The organism is Burkholderia arboris (assembly GCF_038723655.1).
Lineage (GTDB): Bacteria > Pseudomonadota > Gammaproteobacteria > Burkholderiales > Burkholderiaceae > Burkholderia > Burkholderia arboris.
Genome location: NZ_CP109821.1, coordinates 1313667 through 1340664, shown reverse-complemented (window position 1 = coordinate 1340664; position 26998 = coordinate 1313667). Strand labels below are relative to the sequence as shown.

Below are 26998 nucleotides of genomic sequence, written 5' to 3'. Positions count from 1 at the left end.
GTGAACCCCACGACTTCCTCTCGTTCCCGCCCGGGCGGCAGCGCCGCGCTGCCGCTGCTGGCGCTCGCCGCCGGTGCGTTCGGCATCGGCACGACCGAGTTCTCGCCGATGGGCCTGCTGCCCGTGATCGCCGACGGCGTGCACGTGTCGATTCCACAGGCCGGCATGCTGATCAGCGCGTATGCGATCGGCGTGATGGTCGGCGCGCCGCTGATGACGCTGCTGCTCGCGCGCTGGTCGCGCCGTTCGGCGCTGATCGCGCTGATGTCGATCTTCACGATCGGCAACCTGCTGTCGGCCGTCGCGCCGGACTACACGACGCTGCTGCTCGCCCGCCTCGTGACGAGCCTCAACCACGGCGCGTTCTTCGGGCTCGGCTCGGTGGTCGCGGCCAGCCTCGTGCCGCGTGAAAAGCAGGCGAGCGCGGTCGCGACGATGTTCATGGGCCTCACGATCGCGAACGTCGGCGGCGTGCCGGCCGCAACCTGGCTCGGCCAGATCATCGGCTGGCGCATGTCGTTCGCGGCAACCGCGGGCCTCGGCCTGATCGCGATCGCCGGCCTGTTCGCCGCGCTGCCGAAGGGCGAAGCCGGCAAGATGCCCAACCTGCGTGCCGAACTCTCGGTGCTGACGCGCCCTGTCGTGCTCGGCGCGCTCGGGACGACGGTGCTCGGCGCCGGCGCGATGTTCACGCTCTACACGTATGTCGCCCCGACGCTCGAACACCTGACTGGCGCGACGCCCGGCTTCGTGACCGCGATGCTCGTGCTGATCGGCGTCGGTTTCTCGATCGGCAACATCGCAGGCGGCCGCCTCGCCGACCGCTCGCTCGACGGTACGCTGACCGGCTTCCTGCTGCTGCTGATCGCGACGATGGCTGCGTTCCCGTTGCTCGCCAGCACGCATGTCGGCGCCGCCGTCACGCTGCTCGTGTGGGGTGTCGCAACGTTCGCGGTCGTGCCGCCGCTGCAGATGCGCGTGATGCGCGCCGCCCACGAAGCGCCGGGCCTCGCGTCCGCCGTCAACATCGGTGCGTTCAACCTCGGCAATGCGGTTGGCGCGGCTGCCGGCGGCGCGGCGATCTCGGCAGGCTTCGGCTACGCAGCCGTGCCGCTCGTCGGCGGGCTGATCGCCGCGGCCGGACTCGCGCTCGTGGTGCTGCAGGTTGCGCAGCGCCGCCGTGCACCGGCCACCGCGAATTCGTAATCGCAATCCGGGCAATCCGACGTACCGACGCTCACGGCCGCGCAATGCGGCCGTTTTCGTTTTCCGCCGCCAATCCGGATCCGCCGATTCTTCAATCGGGATAAATCCCGAATATCACTCCCTCCTCCTTCTACACCCGAATTGAAAATTGAATCCACTCACGGATTACCGGGATCGATTCAATGCCCTGAAATGATTCGACGCACGTCATTTCCAATTCACCACACACCGCAATTATCCATTCCGCACCGGTCGATTCAATCCGCCACACTAATCTGAAAATCGAGTCGCACCCCGCATAAGCCCCGCAGCCATTTGTGCTCCACAAGAAAATATTTCGCCCGACGCGCCGGACAAAATCGAAAAGCGCAATGCTTACCGGTTTTATTCAATCATTAATCGATCAAACTGTAACAAAATGAAACAGCCAAAACTTTAAGATTGAAAGACTCCTCGATTCGTATCAGCATTCAAGCGGCCGTGGCGCGCGGAGCGCGGCATAAATCCAATGAAAAACCGACCGGGGAGGATTCAGAGTGAAAGTCGCCATCGCTTCCACGACATTGTCGCTCGCGCTGTCAATCGGCCTTTCGACACCTGCCGCCGACGCCGCTACCTATTCGAACGGCACCGCGACCGCCACCTTCAACGTCACGCTGACACTGCAGCCGAACTGCATGATCACCGCGAACCCGCTGGCCTTCGGGACCAACGGCGTGCTCTCCGCCGCGATCAACCAGCAGACGACCGTCAGCGTCACCTGCACCAACACGACGCCGTACAACGTCGGCCTCGATGCCGGCACGGTCACGGGGTCGACCGTCGCGAGCCGCCTGATGGCCGGCACGGCGACCGGCAATACGACGACGACCGTCGGCTTCCAGCTGTACCAGGACGCCGGCCGCACGACCGTATGGGGCAACACGCAGGGGACGGACACGGTCGCCGGTACCGGCACGGGCTCCGCGCAGGCGCTGACCGTCTACGGCCAAGTGCCGACGCAGGCCACGCCGAAGCCGGACACCTATCAGACGACCGTCACCGCAACGGTCTACTTCTGACCGGCGCCGCCACGCATGATCGCATTACGTCGAACGCTCGCCGCGCTGCTGTGCGCGGCCGGCGCCGCGCACGCCGCGTCGCTGCAGATCTCCCCCGTCACGATCGAATTCGGCGCCGACGACACGGCCACCGGCATCACGCTGCGCAATCCGGGCGATCGTCCCGTGTACGGACAGGTGCGCGTGTTCCGCTGGGACCAGGCCGACGGCCAGGACACGCTGACGCCCACGCAGGACCTCGTCGCGAGCCCGCCGCTGATCGAGGTCGGCACGCAGTCCGACCAGTTGATCCGCGTCGTGCGCGCGTCGCGCACGCCATCCGGTGTCGAGCAGAGCTACCGGCTGCTGATCGACGAGCTGCCGCCGCCCGGCGAAGCGCCGACCAACGGCGTGTCGATCCGGCTACGCTATTCGATTCCGGTGTTCGTCGAACCGCCGACCAACGGCGCGCCGCAGCTGGACTGGGCGCTCGCGCGCCAAAACGGCGGCTGGGTGCTGCGTGTACGCAACGTGGGCGCACGCCGCGCGCAGCTGGCATCGGTCGAGCTCGTGACCGGCGACGGCCGCGCGTACCCGCTCACGCACGGGCTGCTCGGCTACGCGCTCGCGGGCCGCACCGGCCAGTGGAGCGTGCCGCTGCCGGCCGGCCTCACGCTCGGCGGCAAGGTCACGGTGCGCGCGGCCGTCAATTCGCAGCCGGCCAGCGCGGTCGTCGCGGTGGAGCCGCCGGGCTAGACCGCCGGTGCGCCGCCCGGCCCCTTCCCCTTCGCCACGCGCCGGCACGTTTCCGGTCAACGGACGCAGAACGTCGCGGCGCGCCCGGCGCATCGTGCTCGTCGCCGTCGTGGCCGGGCGCCTGCTCGTGCACGGCGCGGCTCGCGCGGACGAACCGGCGGCGCTCGTGATGGCCGACAGCATCCACGACGTCATCCTCGAAGTCAGCATCAACGGCGAAAGCACGACGCTGCTCGCGCATTTCCGCGAACGCGACGGCCATCTGTCGGCGAGCGGCGCCGACCTGCGCACGATCGGCTTCGCGACCGACCGGCTCGGCATCGCCGACGCGGCGACCGTCGAGCTCGGCACGATTCCCGGCCTGCGCTATCGCTACGACGCCGCGCACCAGCGTGTCGACCTGGAGATGGCCGACACGCTGCGCCGTCCGTACGCGGTCGACAGCCGCGCGTTGCCGGCCACGCAGGCGGCCACCGCGTCGCGCGGGCTCGCGATCAACTACGAGGCGTACGCGCAGACGATCGGCGACCGGCAGTTCTCGCTCTACACCGGCGTGCGCTACTTCGATCCGGACGGCGTGTTCAACACCACCGGCACCGCGTATTTCTACAACGGCCAGCGGCGCTACACGCGCTTCGATACGTCATGGAGCCGCTCGGACCCGGCGCGGCCGAGCACGACGCAGATCGGCGACGCGATCTCGGGATCGCTCGCGTGGACGCGCTCCGTGCGCCTCGGCGGCTTCCAGTGGCGCAGCAACTTCGCGCTGCGGCCCGATCTCGTGACGTTCCCGATTCCGTCGCTCGCGGGTTCCGCCGCAGTACCGTCGGCGGTCGACCTGTACGTCAACAACGTGCGCCAGTACACCGGCAACGTGCCGAGCGGCCCGTTCATCATCCACGACGTGCCGGGCATCACCGGCGCCGGCCAGGCGACCCTCATCACGCGCGACGCGCTCGGGCGCACCGTCGCGACGTCCGTGCCGCTCTATGTCGACACGCGCATGCTGTCGGCCGGGCTGTCGAGCTATTCGTTCGAGGCCGGCTTCCTGCGCCGCAACTATGCGCTGCAGTCGTTCGACTACGACGCGCGGCCGGCCGTCAGCGGCTCGATGCGGCGCGGCGTCAGCGATACGCTGACCGTCGAGGGGCATGCGGAAGCGACGGGCGGCGTGCTCAACGCCGGCGTCGGCGCGCTGATGCGGCTCGGCTATGCGGGCGTGGTGAGCGGCGCGGTCGCGGGCAGCGTCGGCCGCTATCCGGGCACGCAGGTGAGCGTCGGCTACCAGCTGATCGAACCGCGCTTCTCGATCAACGCGCAGACGATCCGCGCGTTCGGCCGCTACGGCGACCTGGCATCGCGCGACGGTTCACCGGTGCCGTCGGCGACCGACCAGGCGACGCTCGCGCTGCCGTTCATGCACCGCCAGACGCTGTCGCTCAGCTATATCGGCTTCCGGCTGCCGCAAGGCCCGAGCGCGCGGATCGGCACCGTGTCGTACACGCTGAGCCTCGGCGATCTCGCATCGCTGAGCGTGAGCGCCTACCGCGATTTCGCGCAGCAGGGCGCGAACGGCGCCTTCGTGTCGCTGAACATCGGGCTCGGCCACAACACGTCGGTCAACGCGACCGTCGGCCGCCAGCGCGGCCAGTCGAACTACACCGTCGACGCGAACCGTCCGCCCGACTACGACGGCGGCTGGGGCTGGGGCGTGCAGACCGGCGGCACGGGCGCGGTGCCCTACCGGCAGGCGCAGGTGCGCTATCTCGGCCGCGCGGGCGAGGTCATCGCGGCCGCGCAAAGCATCGACCGCCAGACCGGCGCATCGCTCGACGTGAGCGGCGCGCTCGTGTTCATGGACAGCAGCCTGCAGTTGTCGCGCCGCATCGACGACGGCTTCGCGCTGGTGTCGACCGACGGCGTCGCGGGCATCCCCGTGCTGCACGAGAACCGCGTGATCGGCACGACCGATCGCGCCGGGCATCTGCTCGTGCCCGACCTGAACGCGTACCAGAACAACCAGGTCGCGATCGATTCGATGAAGCTGCCGGCCGATGCGCGAATCGCCCGCACGTCGATGACGATCGTGCCGCAGGCGCAATCGGGCGTCGTCGCGCATTTCGGCGTGTCGCGCTATCGCGCCGCGTCGGTGATCCTGCGCGACGCCGCCGGGAATCCGCTGCCGGCCGGTGCGCGCGTGCATCACGCCGAAAGCGGCGCGGACACGATCGTCGGCTATGACGGGCTCACGTTCATCGACGGGCTGAAGGACGACAACCATCTCGCGATCGACTACGGCACGCAACGCTGCGCCGTGGCATTCGCGTTCACCGCGCCCGGCAACGGCACGCTGCCGACCGTCGGGCCGCTCACCTGCCGGGCGGCGCCATGAGAATCGTGCTGCTGCTCGTCCTGGCGCTCGCCGCGTGGTGCGGCGTGCCGCGTCACGCGCAGGCCGAGACCTGCACGGCCACCGCATCAACGGTCAGCTTCGGCTCGGTCAGCCCGATCTCGCTCGCGCCGGTCACCGCGACCGGCACCGTCAGCATCACGTGCACGTGGTCGGCCGTCTCGCTGACGCCGAACGTGCTCGTGTGCCTGAATCTCGGCGGCACGAGCCCGCGCAGCCTCGTCAACGGCGCCAACGCGATGCAGTACGACCTCTATCTCGACGGCGGGCATTCGGTCGCATGGGGTTCCGTGTATTCCGGCACCACACCGGCGTCCGTCACGCTCGCCAAACCCGCGCTCGGCACGAGCGCGAGCGCGACGGTCACGATCTACGGACAGATCACGTCGAACCAGCCGACCGTGCCGACAACGGGCAACAACACGACGACCTACTCGCAGACGTTCGGCGGCAACACGACGTCGCTCAACGCCGGGTTCTACCTGCTCGGTGCGCCGACCTGCGCGTCGTTGACGACGTCGAACGGTACCTTCCCGTTCAGCGCGACCGCGAACGTGATCAACAACTGCAACATCAGCGCGACCAACGTCAGCTTCGGCACCGCGAGCGTGCTGTCCGGCACGCTCACGGCAACCGGCTCGATCACCGCGCAGTGCACGAACGGCGACGCGTGGAAAATCGCGCTGGACGGCGGCAGCACCGGCAACGTGACGGCACGCGGGATGCAGCGCAGCGGCGGCGGCGGCACGATCAATTACGGGCTTTACACGGATGCCGCGCGCTCGATCGCGTGGGGCGACGGCACGGGCGGCAGCTCGACGGCCACGGGTGTCGGCACGGGCACGTCGCAGGTCGTGACCGTATATGGCGCGGTGCCGGCGCAAACCACGCCCGCGCCCGGCAACTACAGCGACAAGATCACCGCGACGATCAGCTTCTAGCGGGAATGGCGGGCGGTCAGAACGTGACGGTCCATGCGGGCGGCGCGCCCGTGCCGACGCTGCGCGGCGCCGATCGCAGGTCGGGCAGCGGTGCGTGGCTCAGCACGAACGGCGTGCCGTGCACACAGCTGACGCTCGGCATGTCGGCGTCGGCGGCCCCCCGTGCGCCCGAACCGATCGTGCAGATTTCCGGAATGATGAGACTGACGCGCAGCGGAATCGACGGTTCCGCTGCGTGCGCGAGCGACCCTGTGCCCAGCACCGCGAGCGCGAGCGCACCGCGTCTGATTTGGCCGGCTGTCATCGTGCGGCCCTCCTTCGTGCATCCATTCAGCATATGCGCGAATTATCGGCGTACGCACGGAAAACTTGAAGCCGCGCGCACGCGATCCGGCCCCGCTGAAACGGTCAGCGTGCGGCGGCGAACCCGCCGAAGAACGCACGTGCGTTCGCATCGAGGCTGTCGAGGTGATAGCCGCCCTCCTGCACGATCACCGTCGGCAACCCGAGCCCGCCGATCGCACCGCCGAGCCGCCCGAACCCGTCGGTCGTGACGGCAACCTGCGATTGCGGATCGTCCTTGTAGATGTCGAAGCCGAGCGCGAGCACGAGCGCATCGGGCTGGAACCGCGCGAGCGCGCGCAACGCGTCGTCGAGCCGCGCGAAGAATGCCGATTCCGGCGAACCGTGCGGCATCGGCAGGTTGAGGTTGAACCCGTCGCCGGCGCCCGCCCCCGTCTCTTCCTCATAGCCCGCGACGACCGGGTAGAAGTTGGTCGGATCGCCGTGGATCGATACGTACAGCACATCGTCGCGGCCGTAGAAGATCTCCTGCACGCCCTGCCCGTGGTGCATGTCGGTGTCGAGGACCGCCACGCGGCGATGGCGGCCCAGCAGCGACTGCGCGGCGATCGCCGCATTGTTCAGGTAGCAGAAGCCGCCGGCCGCATCGCGGCGCGCGTGATGACCGGGCGGCCGGCACAGCGCGTAGGCCTCGCGTGCGCCGTCGTTGACGTCCGCTGCGGCCGCGAGCGCGTCCTGCGCGGACCAGTACGCAGCGCGCCACGTGTTCGCACCGACCGGGCAACTGCCGTCGGCGAGGTAGCGCGCGGCTTTCGCGAGCACGCCGCGCAACGGGTTCGGGTCGCGCACGAATACGTTCGACATCACTTCGTCGCCCCAGTCGTCGGGCATCTGCTTCCAGTCGCGGTGCGCCTCTTCGAGAAAGCGCAGGTAGTTCATGTCGTGCACGGCCGCGATCGGCGCGGTGCCGCGGTCGGCCGGCTCGCGCACGTCGAAGTCGAGCGCACGCACCGCCGCGACGAGCCGGGCCGCGCGTTCGGGCACTTCCTGCGGCTCGCGCATCTGGCCGCGCGACAGGTAGCTGCGCGGATGGTGCAGCAGTTGTTCGGGATGGAAATAGGTTTTCATCGTTCGTCCTCGTCGATTCGCCGCGTCACGCATCGTGCGCGGTGGCCGCCGCTTCGACGCGCGCTGCGATGCCTGCGCGCGCCAGCACCGCATGGAGCAGCACGTTCGTGCCGCGCGTCACGTCGTCGGGCAGCGCGTCCTCGGCCTCGTTGTGCGACAGGCCGTCGACGCACGGGATGAACACCATCGCGGTCGGGACGCGGCGCGCGAGCAGGATTGCATCGTGGCCGGCGCCGCTGACGATCCGCTCGTTCGTGTAGCCGAACGCTTCGGTTGCCTGCGCAACCAGTTCGACGCAGTCACGGTCGAACGGTGTCGCCGGGCTGCGCCAGCAGGTATCGATCGCGACCCGCACGCCGCGCGCGGCAGCGATGCGTGTGCACGCATCGCGCAGGTCGCGCTCCATCGCGTCGACTTCGGCATCGTCGTGATGACGCAGGTCGACCGTGAACGTCAGGTCGCCGGCAATCGTGTTGCGCGACGCGTTGCGGATCCCGACCTGCCCGATCGTCGCGAGCCCGCGCGGCGCATAGCCGGCGACGATCCGTTCGAGTTCGAGCGCGATCTGCGCGCTCGCGAAGCATGCGTCCTTGCGATACGGCATCGGCGTCGTCCCCGCATGCGCGGCCACGCCCGTCACCGTCACGTCGAGCCAGCGGATCGCCTGCCCGCCCGTGACGATGCCGATCGTCGTACCGTTCGCTTCGAGCACGGGCCCCTGTTCGATATGCGCTTCGAAATATGCGTCGACCGCGCCGCCCGTTGCGCGCGTACCGCGATAGCCGCACGCGTCGAGTGCCGCGCCGAGCGCGACGCCGTCGGCGTCCTGCGTCGCGAGGGCCTCGTCGAGCGGCAACGCGCCCGTGGACACGGCCGAACCGAGCATCGCCGGCGCAAAACGCGCACCCTCCTCGTTGGTCCAGGACACGATCTCGAGCGGCTTGCCGGTCGCGATTCCTGCATCATTCAGCGTGCGCACGAGTTCGAGCGCGGCGAGCACGCCGTAGACGCCATCGAAGCGGCCGCCTTCGGGTTGCGTGTCGAGATGGCTGCCGATCAACACGGGCGCCGCTTGCGCATCGGCGCCGTCGCGCCGCGCGAACAGGTTGCCGACGGCATCGACGCTCACCGCCATTCCCGCGTCGCGGCACCATTGCGCGAACAGGTCGCGCCCACGCCGGTCGTCATCGGTAAGCGCGAGGCGCCGCACGCCGCCGCGCGGCGTCGCGCCGACGCGCGCCATGTCGGCCAGGCTCTGCCACAAACGGGCGCCGTCGATTTCCAGCAGGTCTTTCATGTGCACTCCGGATGAATTCGTTCGTTGAAGTTCAGTGCGAGCCGAGCGCTTCGGCGGCGGCCGGTTGCGCCGCCCGGCGCGCGTCGAGCGCGACGATGCAAAGCAGCGAAACGCCGGCGAGACACGTGTAGAACACCGCGAGCGGCCACCATTGGCCGGCGAAGCGATGCGCGAGCCACGTGCCGACGAGCGGCGTCAGGCCGCCTGCGATCGCGCCGCAGATCTGATACGCAAGCGAGATCGCCGAATAGCGCACGTGTGCGGGGAATACGTCGCTGACGAAGCCCGCGATCACCGAATAGAAGCCCGCCATGCAGACGACGGCGAGCGCGATGCCTGCAATCAGCGACGCGGACGTGCCGCCCTGCACGAGCATGAACATCGGATACGGCGACAGCATCGCGAGCAGCGCCGCAATCTTCAGGAAGCGCGCGCCGCCGATCCGCTCGGCGGTCCATGCGGCGATCGGTTGCGCGATGAACTGGATGATTGCGACTGCGAACAGGCTGTCGAGGATCAGCGAGCGCGAGACGCCGACGTACTGCGTCGTGTACGCGATCATGAACGTGTTGGTGAAATAGACGCCCGCGATGCCGATCGTGTTCGCGCCGATGCAGAGCAGCACGAGCCCCGACGCGGAACGGAACACTTCCGCGACCGGCAGCTTCACCGTGCGGTTGGTTGCCTTCACCCGCGCGAATTCCGGCGATTCGTTCACGCCGAGCCGGATCAGGATGCCGACCACGAGCAGGACCGAACTCGCGAGAAACGGCAGGCGCCAGCCCCACGCGAGGAAGTCGGCCTTGTCCATCGACGTGACCGCGCGAAACGCGATCAGCGACAGGATCAGCCCGGCCGGGCTGCCGAGCTGCGCGAACGACGCGAAGAACGTGCGGCGCCCCTGCGGCGCATGCTCGCCCGCCATCAGCACCGCGCCGCCCCATTCGCCGCCGACCGCGATCCCCTGCACGACGCGCAGCGCGACGAGCAGCACCGGCGCGAGCATGCCGACCTTCGAATAATCGGGCAGCAGCCCGACGCACACGGTCGCGACGCCCATCATCATCAGCGTCGTCATCAGCGCCTTCTTGCGGCCGATGCGGTCGCCGAGGTGACCGAAGATCACGCCGCCGAGCGGCCGCGCGAAGAAGCCGACCGCGAACGTCGCGAACGACGCCATCGTGCTGACGAAGCGGTCATGCGACGGGAAATAGAGTTCGCCGAACACGAGCGCGGCGGCGGTCGCGTAGATGTAGAAGTCGTACCACTCGATCATCGTGCCGATGAACGCGGCCGTCGCGGCGCGTCCCGGCTGGCGGGCGGAAGGAAGGGACTGGGTCATGCGGGCTCCTGACGCGCGCCGCTGCGGGCGACGCGCAATATCGTGTGACGGCCGTCTGTCGCGGCCTCGCGCCGCACGCTGCGGCACCCCTCCTTTATCGGCGACCGCAAATCATTAGTCAAATTTCAAGTTATTATTCGCTGCATAAATTCAACTAATGACTACCCTGACGCCTCGCCCGGAGACCCGATGCGCCCCGACCTCGCCCCGTTCCTGAACGACCGACTCGACTGGAACCTGTTGCGCACTTACCTGGTGATCATGCAGGAGCGCAGCGTGAGCCGTGCGGCCGCGCGCCTGCACGTGACGCAGCCGGCCGTGAGTCAGGCGCTGCGGCGGCTCGAGGAGACGCTCGAACGCCGGCTGATCGAGCGGCGCGGCGCGCACTTCGCGCCGACGCCGGCCGGCGAAGCCGTGTACCGGATCGCGAGCGACATCTACGGCGGCATCTCGCGCCTCGAAACGGAAATCGACGACAGTACGGCCGACCTGACCGGGTCGATCCGGCTGCTGACGGTGAGCCGCATCGAATCGCCCGTCTACGACGAATTCCTCGCGGAATTCCACCGCGCGTATCCGCGCATCGACCTGCAGATCGAAGTGATGCGCTCGTCGGACATCCTGTCGTCGCTGCTGCAGAAGACGGCCACGGCCGGGCTCGGCCTGTGCCGTACGCCGCACGACAAACTGGAGATGCGCTGTTTCCTGCGCCAGCGCTATGCGATCTACTGCGGCCGCCATCACCGGCTGTTCGGGCAGACGCAACTGCGGATGGACGATCTGCTCGCGGAGAATTTCGTGTCGTTCACGAGCGACCAGATCGGCGACAGCCTGTCGCCGCTCACCGTGTTCCGCGATCAGAAGGGTTTCACGGGGCGCATCGTCGCGTCGTCGCCGAGCCTCGAGGAAGTGCGGCGATTGATCTTCGCGGGCTACGGGATCGGCTGCCTGCCCGAGCACATCGTGCGCGACGACATCGCGCAGCAGCGGCTGTGGCGGCTGCCGCCCGACGACGGGCTCGTCGATGTCGACGTGTTCCTGCTGTGGCACCGCGACCGCAAGATGAATGCGGCCGAGCATGCGTTTCTCGACGCGATGGAACGCTGCATGCAGCGCTATTCGCTCGCGCAGCGGCTGGGGAAGTAACGGCGCGAATGCGCCGAAGGAAAGCGCCGGGCGCACACGGCCCGGCGCGTCGCACGCGTCAGAAGCGATGCACGATGCCGAGCTGCACGCCGCGCGCATTCGCGCCCGGATACGCAAGCGGCAAGCCGGGGTTCGCCGCGCCTGCGAGCGTGTAGCCAGCCTGGTTGCGGTTGCGCAGGTACGACAGCGCGCCGTAGAAGCTCGTGCGCTTCGACAGGTCGTACTCGTACATCAGCCCGAGCTGCTCCGCGTTGTTGCCCTGCGACGACTGGTCGTGCAGATACGCATAGCCGAGCGCGATGGTGTTCGCCGGGTTGAACTGGTATTTGACCGACAGCCCGTACACGCGCGAATCGATCCCGAAGTCGGCCCACTTCACCGCCGAGAAGCCGCCGTACACGGTGGCCTTGCCGATCTCGTAAGACGCGCCGGCCATGATCGTGCGATCGGTCGTGGCCGCCGTCGCGTTCTTCAGCCACTGGCCCGCGACGAACGCGCCGAACGGCCCGTGTTCGTAGGTCAGATCGAACTGCTGGCTGGAACCCGCCGAGCGCACGCCGCCCGCGTCGCCGAATCCGAAGTACATCCCGCCCTGGAAACCCGCGATCTCCGGGCTCTGGTACGACAACGTGTTGCTCGTGCGGAACGCGAACACGGTCAGGTTGTCCATGCCGGACGCCTGCGTGACACCGCCGAACGCGTCCTGCCCGCCCTGGTCGTTGAACAGCGGCGAATTCTGGCGGCCCGCACGCACCTTGCCCCACTGCCCTGCGAGGCCGACCCACGCCTGCCGGTTGAACATGCTGCCCGCACTCGCGAGCGAGCCGTCATTCGGGTTGAAGCCGTTTTCCAGCGCGAACTCGATCTTCTGCCCGCCGCCGATATCCTCGCCGCCCTTCAATCCGAACCGGCTGCCCCACTGGCCGCCCGAGTTGATCGCCGCCGTATAGCCGTTGCCCGTATTCACGTACTGCGCGAATTCGTCGATCACGCCGTACAGCGTCACGCCGTCCTGCGCGAGCGCGGTGCCCGATCCGGCGAGGCAGGCAACCGCGACCGTCATGCGAAGCCCGGCGTGCACCGGCCGCACGCTGCAATCTCTGCCGCGCGCTTCAATTTGTTTAGTCATACTATTCAATAGTCCAGGAATGAAACGACACCGGGCGCGGTGTGCATGCCGCACCGGTATCGCGGGATACGGGATCGTGTTGACAGAGCCGGGCGCAGGCTGCGCCGGGCTCGACGCTCAGGCCGGCGGCTTGCCGGCCCGATGCGCGAGACGTGTCGTCAGTGGTGCACTTCGCCGCGTTCGAGCGGCAGGATCAGGCGTTCGGGGATGCTGCGACGCGACGCGCGCGCGCCGATGTAATACAGCACGGCCGGCACGATCAGCCCGAGAATCCACGAGATGTCGGTGCCGCCAAGGGCATCGACGAGCGGCCCCGTGTAGATGTGCGTCGACATGAACGGCAGCTGCACGAGGATGCCGACCACGTAGATCGTGATCGCCATCGCATTCCAGCGGCCGTAGCGGCCGTCCGGATCGGACAGCGCCGGCACGTCGTAGCGCGAGCGCGTGAAGCAGTAGTAGTCGACCAGGTTGATCGCGCTCCACGGCGTGAAGAACGCGAGCAGGAACAGGATGAACGCGGTGAACTCCTTCAGGAACGAATGACGGCCCGCAAGCGCGATCAGCGTCGATACGCAGATCATCCCGAAGATGTACACGAGGCGGCTCTTCGACGACACCGCGCCCTTGCCGCGGAAGCCGCTGACGATCGTCGCCATCGACATGAAGCTGCCGTATGCGTTGAGCGCCGTGACCGTCACCTTGCCGAACGCGATGCTGAAGTACAGCAGTGCGGCCACGGCGCCCGTCGAGCCGAGCCCGACGATATACGCGACCTCATGGTGTGCGAACTGGCCGCCGGCCAGTGCGGCCGCGAACACGCCGAACACCATCGCCGCCTGCGCACCGATCACCGAGCCGAGGCCAACCGCGAGGAACGTCGCGACCGACGACGTCGAGCGCGGCAGGTAGCGCGAATAGTCGGCCACGTACGGACCGAACGCAATCTGCCACGACGCGGACAGCGACATCGACAGCAGGAAGCTCGCGAGCGAGAAATGGCGGTTGGCGAGCAGCGCGCCGACATCGTGGTTCGCGAACAGCTGCGTGAACATGTAGACGAACGCGACGATGCCGACCACGCTCGCGATCCGGCCGACGAAGTGGATCGCGCGATAGCCGAACACGGTCAGCACGACGATCACGGCTGCGAACAGCAGGATGCCGGCTGCGTCGTCGACGTGCAGCAACTGCGCGACGGCCTGCCCGGCCAGCACCGAGCCGCTGGCGGAGAAGCCGATGTACATCAGGCACACGAGCACGATCGGGATCATCGCGCCGTACACGCCGAACTGCACGCGGCTCGAGATCATCTGCGGCAGCCCGAGCTGCGGCCCCTGCGCGCCGTGCAGCGCCATCACCGCGCCGCCGACGAGCTGGCCGAGCAGCAGCGCGACCAGCGACCAGAACACGTCGCCGCCGAGCACGACCGCGAGCGCGCCCGTGACGATGGCCGTGATCTGCATGTTCGCGGACAGCCACAGCGTGAACTGGCTCAGCAGGCCGCCGTGTCGCTCGGCATCGGGAATGAAGTCGATCGAGCGTACCTCGATCAGTCCGCCGGCTTTTCCACTGGAATTCGTTGACACGAGTCAATCTCCAAAATACTCAGGACCACACATGGTTTAAACGGGACAGGATGCTGCGAGCCGCCCTTTCGGCTCTGCGGGTGCGGGGCGCCGTGGATCGCCGGCATGCGCCACGCACGCACGGTCTGCACGCTGGCGCGCAAGCGGCACGACGTGCGCCGACATTGCCAGCGGATAATCTTGTATATACAACTTGCGAGATATCGGTGATTACCCGGTATCGACCGGCTTTCGAAATTGTCCGAATAATCGCGACACGGCCGGTCGTTTTGCCGCAAGCCGGACGTCGGAAAAATGAAAGGTCAGGTGGCGGCCGGCGGTGCCTGATCGGGCGCCGCCGTCATGTCGCCGGCGGGGAGCAGGTTCAGCATGCGCCGTGCGGCCTCGATGTCGCGCCCGTGCAGCCATTCGTCGTAATCGTCATGGCGCAGGATCACGACGCCTCGTTTCTCGTCGCCGGGCCGATGCATCCGCGCGAACAGCGGGTGATCGTCGGCGTTTACCGTGAGCATCGTCATGCCGATGCATGCGCGCCCGTCGCTGTCTTCGTAGCGGCGCCAGATACCGGCGACGCAGTACGGCTGCCAGCCGTCGACGCCGATCCGGTGCCACACATTGCGGCCGGTTTCGTAGCACGGCTCGCAGATCCAGCGCACCGGAATCAGGCAACGCTGGCCATTGCGCCAGGCCTTGCCGTAGAGCCGCGACGAGCCGACCGTTTCCGTGCGCGCGTTCACCGTATCGAGCTTCTTTTTCTTCCGGCCGTGCTCGTCGAGCCGCTCGGGTTGCATGAATTTCGGCCAGAAACCGAACACGGCCCCCACGACCGCAAGGCTGTCGCCTTCGGCGCATGCGACCGGTGCCGCGTAGTCGGGATACACGTCGGGTGCCCACGGGTCGCGGCGATACAGATCGCCGATGCCGATCTTCAGTTCGCTGATGCCCGGGTCTTCGCCCGGAGCGCGGTAGTGAGTGCACACGGCTCGGCTGACGATGGAAGCAATGTTTCCATCGTAGATCAGCGAGCACGCCGCCATTGATCTATTGTTTTGTATGACGAAACAGTTTTACGGATCGCGTGAAGTGCCACGATCGGGACAACGCATGCCGTCAGGTGCTCGAGCCGACCCGGAGCGTGAGGATTTCATCGCCGGCCTCGTCCAGCTGCCCGGTCGGAATCCAGCCGAGATGCCGGTAGAACCCGTACGAGCGCGACGCGGGGTCGGTCGAACAACCGAGAAACAACGACGTGAAGCCGCTTGCCGCGAAATCGTCGATCACGCGCCGCAGCAGCCGCTTGCCGATCCCCGCCCCTTCGTACGCAGGCAGCATCGCGAGCACGACGATCTCGCCCGAACCGGTGTCGCCGAAGCAGTAGCCGACCATGGTTCCGTTCGCAAAGCAGGCATGGCCCGAAAACAGGCCGTCGCGAATTCCGGCGTCCCAGCTTTCGGCCGTGATGCCGAGATCGCGCAACTGCGCTTCCGTCAACGCGTTCTCGCGCGTCCGCCCGCGCAGTGCGATGCACGCGGCCGCGTCGCCGGGTACGGCCTTGCGCCAGATGAGGTCATCCATCGATCGAAGCTTCCCTGGTTTGCCGCCGGCGCGATGCATACAGGCAGATCAGTTCGAGTGCGATCGTCGCGCCGGCCAGCGATGTGATTTCCGCATGATCATACGGTGGAGACACTTCGACCACGTCCATGCCGACCAGATTGATGCCGTCGAGGTGGCGCAGGATCTCGAACGCCTGATGGCTCGACAGGCCGCCCGACACCGGCGTACCGGTGCCCGGCGCGAACGCCGGATCGAGACAGTCGATGTCGAACGTCAGGTACACCGGATGATCGCCGACGCGCTCGCGAATCCGTGCGGCGACCGCAGCCGGCGTCGACGCATGCACGCGGCGCGCATCCTGGATGTCGAATCCCATCGGCTCGTCGTTGGTCGTCCGGATGCCGATCTGCGCCGACCGTTCGGGCACGACCCACCCTTCCCGCGCCGCGTGCCAGAACATCGTCCCGTGATCGATGCGCTTCACGTCGCGGTCGGGCCACGTGTCGGTGTGCGCGTCGAAATGCACGAGCGACAGCGGGCCGTGCACCTTCGCATGCGCCTTCAGCAGCGGATACGTGATGAAGTGATCGCCGCCAAGCGTCAGCATCGCGCAGCCGCTCGCGAGGATCGCATCGGCATGCCGCTCGATCGCTCCCGGCACCGATTCGGGCTGGCCGAGATCGAACGCGCAATCGCCATAATCGACCGCAGCCAGCACGTCGAACGGATCGAACGACCACGGCCACGGGCGCTCCCATGCGATGCCCGTCGATGCGATCCGCAGCCCGCGCGGGCCGAATCGCGTGCCGGGCCGGTGCGACGCGGCGGAATCGAACGGCACGCCCGTGATCGCAAGATCGACGCCGTCGAGATCGCGGCTGAAGCGCCGGCGCATGAAGCTCGTCGCGCCCGCGAAGGTCGGTTCGGCCTGCGTGCCGTAGAGGCTGTCGCGCGTGAACGCGAAATCGTTCTGGCTCATCGTCGGAATCCTGTCTGAAGGGGGACACGGCCGCGCGGCTGGCGACCTCGAACCCGATTCTGCCCGCGCGGCATCCGACGAAAAATATGAACTAACATAAGCCAACTTCACGAAATGCGATGTATCGCCATGCTGACCCGACTCCGAGACATGGATCTGCAATTGCTGCGGCTCTTCCTGACGATCGTCGAGAGCGGCGGCTTCAGCGCCGCGCAAGGCACGCTCGGGATGGCGCCGTCCACCATCAGCACGCAGATGGCCAAGCTCGAGACCCGGCTCGGGTTCCGGCTGTGCGATCGCGGCAAAAGCGGCTTCCGGCTGACGCCGAAGGGCGAACGCGTGCTGCAGTCGACCCGCCGGCTCCTGCAGGCAATGGACGTGTTCACGCGCGATACGCAACACGTATCGGACACGATGCTGGGCGAGTTGCGCATCGGCCTGTCCGAGCGGCTCGCGCCCGACGTCGTCGAATCGATCGCAGCGGCCGTCGGCCGTTTTCGCGAACAGGCACCGGACGTGCTGATCGAGATGATTGCGATACCGCCCGACGAACTGGAGCGCCGGCTGCTGAAAGGCGAACTGCAACTCGCGATCGGCTATTTCTCCGGCCACCAGGCCGGCCTGCACTACGCACCGCTGTTCGTCGAACACCAGTCGCTGCATTGCGGCGCACGCCATCCGCTGTTTGCGAAAAAAAGCGTGTCGGTCAACGACATCGCGCGCACGAGCAACGTCGCGCGGCTCTACAAGACGAACACGTCGGGTGCGGCGCTGCGCAACGCGCAGCCGACCGCGTTTTCGGAAAACGTCGACGCCGACGTGATCTTCATCCTGTCCGGCGCGCATGTCGGCTTCCTGCCCGACCACGTCGCGGCGCCGTGGGTCGCCGCCGGAAAGATGCGCCGGCTGCTCGCGAGCAAGCTGAGCCATACGGTCGAATTCCAGCTCGCGACACCGAGGAACTGCGACGGCAGCGAAGCGCTGGATGCGTTCACCGCTGCGCTCGCCGAACAGTTCGGCGAGCTTGACGGGTGCGCAGGCGGATAGCCAGGCCGGCCCCCTGCCCGTGCCGCGTCAGGCGAGCCGGTCCGATGCGACGACGTGCACGCCCGGCCGCGCGTCGATCGCGGCATCGACCAGCGCACGCGCGATCCGCGACGCCGGATTCACGCGCCACTTCGCCGGCAGCATCGGCCCGGCGGCGTTCAGCGCGAACACGAACAGCCGCTCGCCGAACCTGAATTCGTCGCGGCTGCCGCCGATCAGGCCAGGCCGCACATACGTGAGCGACGCGAACCCGATACCCGCCAGCGCCTGCTCGACCTCGCCCTTCACGCGGTTGTAGAAGATGCGCGACGCGGCGTCTGCACCGAGCGCGGAATTCAGCACGTAGGTCGGCGTGCCGTGCCGGTGCGCGAGCCGCGCGACCGCGAGCGGATAGTCGTGATCGACGCGCCGGAAGGCCGCTTGCGAACCGGCGGCCCGCATCGTGGTGCCGAGCGTACAAATGACCGCATCGGGCCGCCACCCGTCGGCCGCGGCGGGCAACTGGTCGAAATCGACCTCCAGCGCGCGCATCTTCGGATGCGGCGACAGCGGCCGGCGCGCGAGGACGACCACCTGATCGACCCGCGAATCGGCGAGCGCGACTTCGAGGACGTGGCGTCCGACGAGTCCGGTCGCGCCGACGAGCAGCAGTTTCATGTCCGGTTCTTCCGTGAGGAGCCTGCGTTGGCGGGCCCGATGCGGCCCGGTTTCCGGCTATCGACATGATCGTCGGCCGACCTCGCGCCGACAACCTTCCCGCATCTCGAAAAATTACAGACCGCGCTCACTACATATCTCGAATTTACCCACGCCGGCTTCTGTTCGCAGGTTCACCGATGCAGCAATTCGTCGCACCTTTTCACGCATTTTCGCTATTTTCATCGCACCCTATCTCTAAAAACGTCGATTTATTCGATGTTTATACGACAAATAATGTCAAACAGTGCAAGAAAACGCATTCATTTTTCGTTGTTTTACATTACAAATACATTTCATTCTGTAAGATTCATCTCATTCTTTATCTCCTAATTCACCCGGGAACGCCCATCCAGCTGTCTTAATTCTTCAAGTCATCGTATCGCGGTGCGGCGTCCTCTTTTTTCCGAGACAGTCTATGAACCGCACTTTCCGTACGATCTGGAACGACGCACTGGGCGCCTGGGTCGCCACCTCCGAAACCACCCGCGCCAACGGCAAGAAAACCTCGAGCAAGGTCTCGGCTTCCGCACGCGTTGCCGCCACGTTCTCCGTCGCCGCCGCCGCCCTGATCCCCCTCGACAGCCTCGCCTACGTCTCCGTCGGCGGCGACACCGGCTACCCCTGCTCCGGCACGTGGGCAGCCTGCGCCGACTACTGGTCCGTCGCGATCGGCGATGAAGCCACGGCGACGCAAACCGGCAACCGCGCCGGCGCAACGACGGCCAGTTTCCTGACGTCGGTCGGCTCGCGCTCGAAGGCAACCGGCGGCACCTATGCCGCGGCCTTCGCTGCCGAGGCCAACGCCACCGGCGAAGGCTCGCTCGCGATGGGCGGCAAGTCCACCGCATCCGGTCACGGCGGCGTCGCCGTCGGCTACCGGTCGAACGCAAGCGTCGCCAACGCGGTCGCGCTCGGCCAGGGTTCCATCGCCGACCGCACCGGTTCGGGCACGGAGCGCTTCTCCGACGCGGCCGTCGCATCGAACGGCGTCGTGTCCGTCGGCAGCGCCGGCGCGGAACGCCAGATCACCCGCGTCGCCGGCGGCACGCAGGACACCGATGCCGTCAACGTCCGGCAGCTGGCCGCCGTCGACGCAGCGGCATCGACCGGCCTCACGTCGCTGTCGACCGGGCTGAGCACGACCGGCACCACGATGACGTCGCTGTCGACGTCGGTCGCGACCGGCCTCACTTCGCTGTCGACGTCCACGTCGGCCGCGATCGATGCCGCGACCACGCGCTACTACAGCGTCAACGACGGCGGCACGGCCGGCGCGAACTACAACAACGACGGCGCCACGGGCCTCAACGCGCTCGCGGCCGGCGTGAACGCATCGGCAGCCGGCCAGGCGGACGTCGCAATCGGCGCGGGCGCGGCCAGCAGCAGCGGCTCGACCGGCGCCGGCAACGTCGCGATCGGCCAGGACGCCAGTGCGGTCACGACGGGCGGCGGCTTCGGCGTGATCGCGCTCGGCGCGGGCGCGAAGGCCGGCACGGGCGGCTACACCGGCGCCACCGCGATCGGCTACAACAGCTCGGCCACGGAGAACAGCATGGCCATCGGCGCCAACGCGTCGTCGAGCCACACGGGCACGGCACTCGGCCGTGCGGCGGAAGCCACCGCGCGCGGCGCGCTGGGCGCCGGCTCGTCCGCCGCCGCCACCGCGACGAGCGCACTCGCGCTGGGTGACCGCGCGACGAGTTCGGCCGCCACCAGCGTGTCGGTCGGCACGCAGGCCAACGCCAGCGCACAGGCTGCGAGCGCGATCGGCCCGCGTGCCATCGCGTCGGGCGCCGGTGCGGTCGCACTCGGTGCGAGCGCAACGGCTGCCGACGCCGGCGCGGTCGCACTGGGCTCAGGCTCCGTGACCGCGGCGGCCATCGGCACGAGCGGCGCGACGATCAACGGCACCGCGTACGATTTCGCCGGCACCGCCCCCGCCTCGACCGTCAGTGTCGGCGCGGCCGGCCGTGAACGTACCGTGACCAACGTCGCCGCAGGCCGGCTGGCCGAGAAGAGCACCGACGCCGTCAACGGCTCGCAGCTGAACGCGACCAACGTCGAACTCAGCACGGTCGGCTCCAATCTCGCGAGCCTGTCGACCTCGACCGAATCGTCGATCGCGTCGCTGTCGACGTCGACGTCGACCGGCCTCTCCAAGACGAACGACACGCTCACGTCGCTGTCGACCTCGACCGCCGACAGCCTGCGCATCGTCGACAGCAACATGGCTTCGCTGTCGACCGGGCTGAGCACGACCGACAACACCGTCGCATCGCTGTCGACCGCCACGTCCACCGGCCTGTCGACGACCCGCAACACGCTGGTTTCGCTGTCCACGTCGGCATCGACCGGGATCGACACGCTCGGCAAGAACCTGACGTCGCTGTCGACCGCAACGTCGACGACCGCCGGTTCCTTGTCCACCACGATCAGTACAACGAATGACAATCTGGTCTCGCTGTCGACCTCGACGTCGACCGGCTTCGTGTCGCTGTCGACCGGCCTGAGCACGACCAACGACACCGTCACGTCGTTGTCGACGTCGGCCTCGACCGGCTTGTCGACGACCAACAGCACGCTCGCGTCGCTGTCGACGTCCGCATCGACGGGCATCCACTCGCTGTCGACCGGCCTCAGCGCGACCGACAGCACGATGACGTCGCTGTCCACGTCGACCTCGTCGGGCCTCGGCTCGCTGTCGACGAGCATCAGTTCGGTCACCGTCAACACGACGAACCTCGGCAACAGCACGGCCGACGCGCTCGGCGGCGGCGCCACGTACGATCCGGCGACCGGGAAGATCACCGCGCCGTCGTACGTGACGTACAACAACGACGGCACGACGACGACCCACACCAACGTGGGCGACGCGATCGACAATCTCAACGCGAAGGGTGCGAAGTACTTCCACGCGAACTCGACCGAAGCCGACAGCCAGGCCACCGGCGCGAACAGCGTCGCGATCGGCCCGAACGCGGTCGCCAACCTCGACAACTCGGTGGCGATCGGCAACCGCTCGGTCACCGGCGCGGCCGTCGGCGTGTCGTCGTCGGCCATCGGCGACCTGCGTTTCGGCGCGTATGCGGGCGCGAACCCGTTCGGCGTGTTCAGCGTCGGCGCACCGGGCCAGGAACGCCAGATCCAGAACGTCGCGGCCGGCCGCGTGAGCGCCGACAGCACCGATGCGATCAACGGCAGCCAACTGCATGCGACCAACCTGAACGTCGCGTCGCTGTCGACCGGGCTCAGCTCGACGAACAGCAACCTCGCGTCGTTGTCCACGTCGACGTCGACCAGCATCGGTTCGCTGTCGACCGGCCTGTCGTCGACCAACGAAGCGCTGGGCTCGCTGTCGACGTCCACGTCGACGAGCGTGACGTCGCTGTCAACCGGCCTGTCGACGACCAACGACCGCGTGTCGTCGCTGTCGACCAGCGTGACGAACATCAACACGCAGATCAACAACCTGTCGACGTCGGCATCGCGCAACACGGGCATCACCGCGGACATGAACGGCTCGGGCACCGATGCGCCGACCGTCACGGCCGGCTCCAATTCGGTCGCGATCGGCGCGAACTCGAACGACGGTGGCCGCTCGAACGTGGTCTCGGTCGGCACCGCCGAACAGCAGCGCCAGATCGTCAACGTCGCACCGGGCACGCAGGGTACCGACGCGGTCAACCTGAACCAGCTGACGACGGCGACGGAATCGGCGAACCGCTACACCGACCAGCGGGTCGGCGCGATTCAGCAAGGCGTGAACGATCTCGCGCGCAACGCGTATTCGGGGATCGCGATCGCCGGCGCGCTCGCGGGCATGCCGCAGGTCGATCCGGGCAAGGTCGTCTCGGTCGGCGCCGGATTCGGCAACTACGGCGGCTATACGGCGATCGCCGTCGGCGGCAGCGCGCGGATCACGCAGAACACCGTGATCAAGCTCGGCGTCGGCACGGTGAACGGCTCGCGCATGATGGTCAACGGCGGCATCGGACATTCGTGGTGATGCCGCGCGGGCCGCAGCGGTACGTGCCGGCCCGCTCCGCCGCAAAACGGAAAAGCCCGTGAACGTCAGATCGTTCACGGGCTTTTTTCATCGGCGCAGTCGTGCCGGATCGCGTGCTACGCAGCGGCCGCTCGAGATGCGCGTGTTCGAACGTGGGCGTACTGGCAGGCTGGCCGTACCGGATCTTCGCGCCGAACACCATCTGTTTCGCTTCGGTGCCGGCGCCGGCGTCGTACGCCAGGTCGAACGTCGCGAGTTCGAAGGCGCTGCCGATCACGTCGCGCAATACGCGGCATGTCGCCCCCATCGCACGTTCGACGAAGAAACGCTGCACGTTGGCAGCGAGCTCCGGCCATGCGTCGAACCGAATCGCATCGTGCGGCCCGACGCGGCGGAACGTCATCCCGACAAACGTATAGGTCGGCGCCAGATAGCGGCCGGCGAGCGCGACGGCGTTCATGCCCGTAGCGCTGCTCAACAACCCATAGCCGAGCAGCCCGCATGCCGGCAGGCCGACCTTCAGGCCGATACCGGCCTCGACGGCGGTCAGGTCAGCAGGTTCGACGCGACGGCCAGCTCCTGCGCAGCCAGCACCGTGAAATCCGGATCGGCAAGCTGCTTCAGCCGGTGCGCACATTGCGCACCGGCGGCTCCGTTTCAGGCAAACCGCACGTCAGACGTGCAACGCATGCCCGAGCGCACGCAGCGCAGCCTCCTGCAGTGCTTCGCCCAACGTCGGGTGCGCGTGGATCGTACCGCCGATGTCCTCCAGCCGCGCCCCCATCTCCAGCGACTGCGAGAACGCGGCAGCCAGCTCCGACACACCGCGCCCGACCGCTTGCCAGCCGACGATCAGGTGGTTGTCGCGCCGCGCGACAACGCGCACGAACCCCTCGGTCGCCTGCAACGTCATCGCGCGCCCGTTCGCCGCGAACGGAAACGATGCGCTCAGGCAATCGACGCCGGCCGCGTGCGCATCGTCCGGCGACCAGCCGGCCGTCACGATCTCGGGATCGGTGAAGCACACGGCCGGAATCGACGCAGGCACGAACTGGCGGCGCCGGCCGGCAATCAGCTCGGCCACCATCTCGCCCTGCGCCATCGCGCGATGCGCGAGCATCGGCTCGCCCGCGACATCGCCGATCGCCCACACGTTGCGCATCGACGTCCGGCATTCGTCGTCGATACGCAGCGCACGGCCGTTACGATCGAGCTGCAGCGTCTCGAGCCCGAAGCCGTCGACGCGCGGCCGGCGGCCGACGGCAACCAGCACGCGATCGGCCGGCAGCGTCTGCTCCGCGCCGTCGGCGGCCTGCACGCGCACCGCGCCATGCTCCGCCAGCCCGAGCACCTTGTGGCCGAGCCACAGCCGGACACCGAGCCGCGCAAGCGAATCGGCAACCGGCCGCCCGAGTTCCGCATCGTACGCAGGCAGCACGCGCTCGGCCGCTTCGACGATGCTGACGTCGACGCCAAGCTTGCGATAGACGGTCCCGAGTTCGAGCCCGATATACCCGGCCCCGACGACGACCAGCCGCTTCGGCAGCGTCGCGGGCGACAATGCCTCGGTCGATGACACGACGTGCCCGCCGAACGGCATCGTCGGCAGTTCGACCGGCTCGGAACCCGTCGCGAGCAGCAGGTGTTCGCAACTGATCCGCACCGAGTGCCCGCCGGTGACGACGTCGACGGTCTTGCCGTCGACCACGTGTGCGTCACCATGCAGCACGCGCACGCCGTTCTTCTTGAGCAGCGCGCCGACGCCGCGCGTCAGCCGGTCGACGATGCCGTCCTTCCACGCGACGCTTTTCCCGATGTCGATCTCGGGCTTGTGCACGCGGATCCCGAGCGCGCCCTCTCCCGCATGACCGCACGCCTGTTCGAATGCGTCGGCCACGTGGATCAGCGCCTTCGACGGAATGCAGCCGATATTCAGGCACGTGCCGCCGAGCCGGTCGCGCTCGACCAGCACGGTCGGAATGCCGAGCTGGCCGGCGCGGATCGCGGCGACGTAGCCGCCCGGGCCGCCGCCGATGACGAGCAGTGTGGTGTGTTCGTTCTTCATCGCGCTCACTCCACGAACAGCAGTGCCGGGCGCTCGAGCACCGCGCGCACGGCCTGGATGAATTCGGCCGCATCCGCGCCATCGACGACGCGATGATCGAACGACGACGACAGGTTCATCATCTTGCGCGCGACGATCGCGCCGTCGCGGATCATCGGGCGTTCGACGATCCGGTTCACGCCGACGATACCCACTTCCGGATGATTGATCACCGGTGTCGACACGATGCCGCCGAGCGCGCCGAGGCTCGAGATCGTGATCGTCGATCCGCTCAGCTCGTCGCGCTGCGCGCGGTTCGCGCGCACCGCGTCGGCGAGCCGCGCGATTTCCGCCGAGATCGACCACGCGTCGCGCGCTTCGGCATGACGCAGCACCGGCACCGTAAGGCCGCCGTCCGTCTGCGTGGCAACACCCATGTGCACCGCGCCGTAGCGCGTGACGACGCCCGCTTCGTCGTCGAAGCGCGCGTTGATCTGCGGGAAGTCGCGCAGCGCGATCACCATCGCGCGGATCAGCAGCGGCAGCGGCGTGAGCTTGCCGCGCGTATCGCCGTAGCGGCGATTCAGTTCCGTGCGCAACGATTCGAGCTCGGTGACGTCGATTTCCTCGACGTAACTGAAGTGCGGGATGCGGCGCTTCGCTTCCTGCATCTTGCGCGCGATCGCACGCCGCAAGCCGATCACCGGCACTTCGGTTTCGTCGTTGCGTTCGTCGTAGCCGTGGGCGTGCGACGGTCGCGCCGCGCCGCCACCCGTGCCCGCATACGCATCGAGATCCGCATGCAGGATCCGCCCTGCTTCACCGGTGCCCCGCACATAGCGCAGCTCGATGCCCATGTCCCACGCGCGCTGACGCACGGCCGGCGACGCAAGCGGCCGTTCGCCCGGCGCGAGCGCCGCGCGCGGCTGCGTCGCAGGTTCCGCACGGCGCGGCTTCGCCGGAGCGTGACTCGCCACCGGCCGGACAGGCGGTTCGGCCGGCACGTCGGCCACCGGCTTCGACGGCGCCGCCGCGACCGGTGCGGTTTCCACCTTTGATTCTCGCACCGGTGCACCGGCCTTCAGGTTGCCGCCGCCTTCGACCTCGAGGCGAATCAGCTCGCTGCCGACCGCCATCATCTCGCCGATCCGGCCGCCCAGCTCGATCACCTTGCCCGTCACCGGCGACGGAATCTCGACCGCCGCCTTGTCGGTCATCACGTCGGCGAGCGGCTGGTCTTCCTTGATCATCTGCCCGACTTCCACGTGCCAGGCCACCAGCTCGACCTCGGCAATCCCTTCGCCGATATCCGGCATCTTGATGACATGAATCCCCATCTCACGCCTCCATCACGCGTCGCAACGCTTCACCGACCCGGGCCGGGCCCGGAAAGTACGCCCATTCCTGCGCATGCGGATAGGGCGTGTCCCAGCCCGTCGTGCGCTCGACCGGCGCTTCGAGGTGGTAGAAGCAGTGTTCCTGAACCAGCGAAACGAGTTCCGCGCCATAGCCGCAAGTGCGCGTCGCCTCGTGCACCACGACGCAGCGCCCGGTCTTGCGGACCGATGCGACGATCGTGTCGAGATCGAGCGGCCACAGCGTGCGCAGGTCGATCACCTCCGCATCGATGCCCGTCTCCTCGGCCGCGGCGAGCGACACATGCACGGTCGTGCCGTACGTCAGCACCGTCACGTCGTTGCCGGGCCGCACGATGGCGGCCGTATCGAGCGGCACCGTGTAGTAGCCCTCGGGCACCGCGCTTGCCGGATGCTTGAGCCACGACGTGACGGGCCGCTCGTGATGGCCGTCGAACGGCCCGTTGTACAGCCGCTTCGGCTCGAGGAAGATCACCGGATCGTCGTTCTCGATCGACGCGATCAAGAGCCCTTTCGCGTCGTACGGATTCGACGGCATCACCGTGCGCAGCCCGCACACCTGCGTGAACATCGCCTCCGGGCTCTGGCTGTGGGTCTGGCCGCCGTAGATGCCGCCGCCGCACGGCATCCGGATCGTCATCGGCGCGATGAACTGGCCGGCCGAGCGATAGCGCAGCCGCGCGCCTTCCGACACGATCTGGTCGGACGCCGGGTAGAAATAGTCGGCAAACTGGATCTCGCACACGGGGCGCAGCCCGTACGCGCCCATCCCGACCGCCGCGCCGACGATCCCGCCTTCGGAGATCGGCGCATCGAACACGCGCGACTTGCCGTATTTGTTCTGCAAGCCTTCGGTACAGCGGAACACGCCGCCGAAGTAACCGACGTCCTGCCCGAACACGACCACGTCGCTGTCGCGCCCGAGCATCACGTCCATTGCGGAGCGCAGCGCCTGGATCATCGTCATCGGCTGCGTCGCCGTATCTGTCTCGTGTTGCGCCAT

Annotated in this window: 22 protein-coding genes; 8 read left to right on the top strand and 14 right to left on the bottom strand. The window is 67.8% G+C overall.

Going from position 1 to position 26998, the window contains the following annotated elements; translation table 11 throughout:
* The 5 genes from OHZ10_RS06330 to OHZ10_RS06310 all read left to right on the top strand — a co-directional run bounded on the left by OHZ10_RS06330 (window position 1) and on the right by OHZ10_RS06310 (window position 6353).
* On the top strand, window positions 1–1206 hold the full coding sequence (locus OHZ10_RS06330; RefSeq protein ID WP_340623959.1) for an MFS transporter: 1206 nt from the start codon (window positions 1–3) through the stop codon (window positions 1204–1206).
* A gap of 563 nt (window positions 1207–1769) precedes the next feature.
* Window positions 1770–2267: a Csu type fimbrial protein gene (locus OHZ10_RS06325; RefSeq protein WP_081051856.1), complete on the top strand. Its 498-nt coding sequence runs from the start codon at window positions 1770–1772 to the stop codon at window positions 2265–2267.
* 15 nt (window positions 2268–2282) lie between these two features.
* The gene (locus OHZ10_RS06320; protein WP_059235102.1) at window positions 2283–3002 is read left to right on the top strand and encodes a fimbrial biogenesis chaperone; all 720 of its coding nucleotides are present in this window, start codon (window positions 2283–2285) and stop codon (window positions 3000–3002) included.
* Between the two features lie 94 nt (window positions 3003–3096).
* Window positions 3097–5394, top strand: coding sequence for a fimbria/pilus outer membrane usher protein (locus OHZ10_RS06315; protein WP_342703966.1), 2298 nt, complete (start codon window positions 3097–3099; stop codon window positions 5392–5394).
* Window positions 5391–6353, top strand: coding sequence for a spore coat U domain-containing protein (locus tag OHZ10_RS06310; RefSeq protein WP_340623956.1), 963 nt, complete (start codon window positions 5391–5393; stop codon window positions 6351–6353). Before OHZ10_RS06315 ends, OHZ10_RS06310 begins: the two co-directional genes overlap by 4 nt.
* Before the next feature lie 16 nt (window positions 6354–6369).
* On the opposite strand, the gene OHZ10_RS06305 is transcribed toward OHZ10_RS06310, so the two are convergent.
* From OHZ10_RS06305 to OHZ10_RS06290, 4 genes are all read right to left on the bottom strand, one after another.
* Complete coding sequence (locus OHZ10_RS06305) at window positions 6370–6657, bottom strand: hypothetical protein (protein WP_340623955.1); 288 nt, start codon at window positions 6655–6657, stop codon at window positions 6370–6372.
* A gap of 104 nt (window positions 6658–6761) precedes the next feature.
* Window positions 6762–7784 (bottom strand): histone deacetylase family protein, encoded by a 1023-nt coding sequence (locus tag OHZ10_RS06300; RefSeq protein ID WP_059235110.1) that lies wholly within the window; start codon window positions 7782–7784, stop codon window positions 6762–6764.
* A gap of 25 nt (window positions 7785–7809) precedes the next feature.
* Window positions 7810–9081 carry a Zn-dependent hydrolase gene (locus tag OHZ10_RS06295; protein ID WP_342703964.1) on the bottom strand — a complete coding sequence of 424 codons (1272 nt, stop codon included), beginning with the start codon at window positions 9079–9081 and terminating at the stop codon, window positions 7810–7812.
* 31 nt (window positions 9082–9112) lie between these two features.
* Window positions 9113–10423: an MFS transporter gene (locus OHZ10_RS06290; RefSeq protein ID WP_174992041.1), complete on the bottom strand. Its 1311-nt coding sequence runs from the start codon at window positions 10421–10423 to the stop codon at window positions 9113–9115.
* 189 nt (window positions 10424–10612) lie between these two features.
* On the opposite strand from OHZ10_RS06290, the gene OHZ10_RS06285 reads away from it, so the two are divergent.
* Window positions 10613–11569: a LysR family transcriptional regulator gene (locus OHZ10_RS06285; protein ID WP_059235116.1), complete on the top strand. Its 957-nt coding sequence runs from the start codon at window positions 10613–10615 to the stop codon at window positions 11567–11569.
* Between the two features lie 58 nt (window positions 11570–11627).
* Here OHZ10_RS06285 and OHZ10_RS06280 read toward each other — a convergent pair whose 3' ends face one another.
* From OHZ10_RS06280 to speB, 5 genes are all read right to left on the bottom strand, one after another.
* Complete coding sequence (locus tag OHZ10_RS06280; protein ID WP_342703963.1) at window positions 11628–12698, bottom strand: porin; 1071 nt, start codon at window positions 12696–12698, stop codon at window positions 11628–11630.
* A gap of 158 nt (window positions 12699–12856) precedes the next feature.
* Complete coding sequence (locus OHZ10_RS06275) at window positions 12857–14287, bottom strand: purine-cytosine permease family protein (RefSeq protein WP_059235121.1); 1431 nt, start codon at window positions 14285–14287, stop codon at window positions 12857–12859.
* Between the two features lie 302 nt (window positions 14288–14589).
* Window positions 14590–15267: an SOS response-associated peptidase family protein gene (locus OHZ10_RS06270; protein ID WP_059236830.1), complete on the bottom strand. Its 678-nt coding sequence runs from the start codon at window positions 15265–15267 to the stop codon at window positions 14590–14592.
* A gap of 130 nt (window positions 15268–15397) precedes the next feature.
* A complete protein-coding gene (locus OHZ10_RS06265; protein WP_059235123.1) occupies window positions 15398–15862 on the bottom strand; it encodes a GNAT family N-acetyltransferase in 465 nt (154 codons plus the stop codon).
* Window positions 15855–16823 (bottom strand): agmatinase, encoded by a 969-nt coding sequence (gene speB, locus OHZ10_RS06260; RefSeq protein ID WP_059235125.1) that lies wholly within the window; start codon window positions 16821–16823, stop codon window positions 15855–15857. The genes OHZ10_RS06265 and speB overlap by 8 nt, the downstream gene beginning before the upstream one ends.
* 129 nt (window positions 16824–16952) lie before the next feature.
* Here speB and OHZ10_RS06255 point away from each other — a divergent pair, with 129 nt between their 5' ends.
* A complete protein-coding gene (locus tag OHZ10_RS06255; RefSeq protein WP_059235127.1) occupies window positions 16953–17870 on the top strand; it encodes a LysR family transcriptional regulator in 918 nt (305 codons plus the stop codon).
* Window positions 17871–17897: 27 nt separating this feature from the next.
* Here the strand turns inward: OHZ10_RS06255 and OHZ10_RS06250 are convergent, their stop codons facing one another.
* Window positions 17898–18527, bottom strand: coding sequence for an NAD(P)H-binding protein (locus tag OHZ10_RS06250; protein WP_342703962.1), 630 nt, complete (start codon window positions 18525–18527; stop codon window positions 17898–17900).
* Between the two features lie 457 nt (window positions 18528–18984).
* Here OHZ10_RS06250 and OHZ10_RS06245 point away from each other — a divergent pair, with 457 nt between their 5' ends.
* Entirely contained in the window at window positions 18985–22575 is a 3591-nt protein-coding gene (locus OHZ10_RS06245) for an ESPR-type extended signal peptide-containing protein (protein ID WP_342703961.1), read from the top strand.
* Here the strand turns inward: OHZ10_RS06245 and OHZ10_RS06240 are convergent.
* The 4 genes from OHZ10_RS06240 to OHZ10_RS06225 are packed head-to-tail and all read right to left on the bottom strand — an operon-like array spanning window position 22547 to window position 26998.
* Window positions 22547–23212 carry an AraC family transcriptional regulator ligand-binding domain-containing protein gene (locus OHZ10_RS06240; protein ID WP_342703959.1) on the bottom strand — a complete coding sequence of 222 codons (666 nt, stop codon included), beginning with the start codon at window positions 23210–23212 and terminating at the stop codon, window positions 22547–22549. The two genes, OHZ10_RS06245 and OHZ10_RS06240, sit on opposite strands and share 29 nt — an antisense overlap.
* Window positions 23213–23248: 36 nt before the next feature.
* Window positions 23249–24640 carry a dihydrolipoyl dehydrogenase gene (gene lpdA, locus OHZ10_RS06235; protein WP_059236832.1) on the bottom strand — a complete coding sequence of 464 codons (1392 nt, stop codon included), beginning with the start codon at window positions 24638–24640 and terminating at the stop codon, window positions 23249–23251.
* 5 nt (window positions 24641–24645) lie between these two features.
* A complete protein-coding gene (locus OHZ10_RS06230) occupies window positions 24646–25956 on the bottom strand; it encodes a dihydrolipoamide acetyltransferase family protein (RefSeq protein ID WP_342703958.1) in 1311 nt (436 codons plus the stop codon).
* Between the two features lies 1 nt (window position 25957).
* On the bottom strand, window positions 25958–26998 hold the full coding sequence (locus tag OHZ10_RS06225; RefSeq protein WP_059235136.1) for an alpha-ketoacid dehydrogenase subunit beta: 1041 nt from the start codon (window positions 26996–26998) through the stop codon (window positions 25958–25960).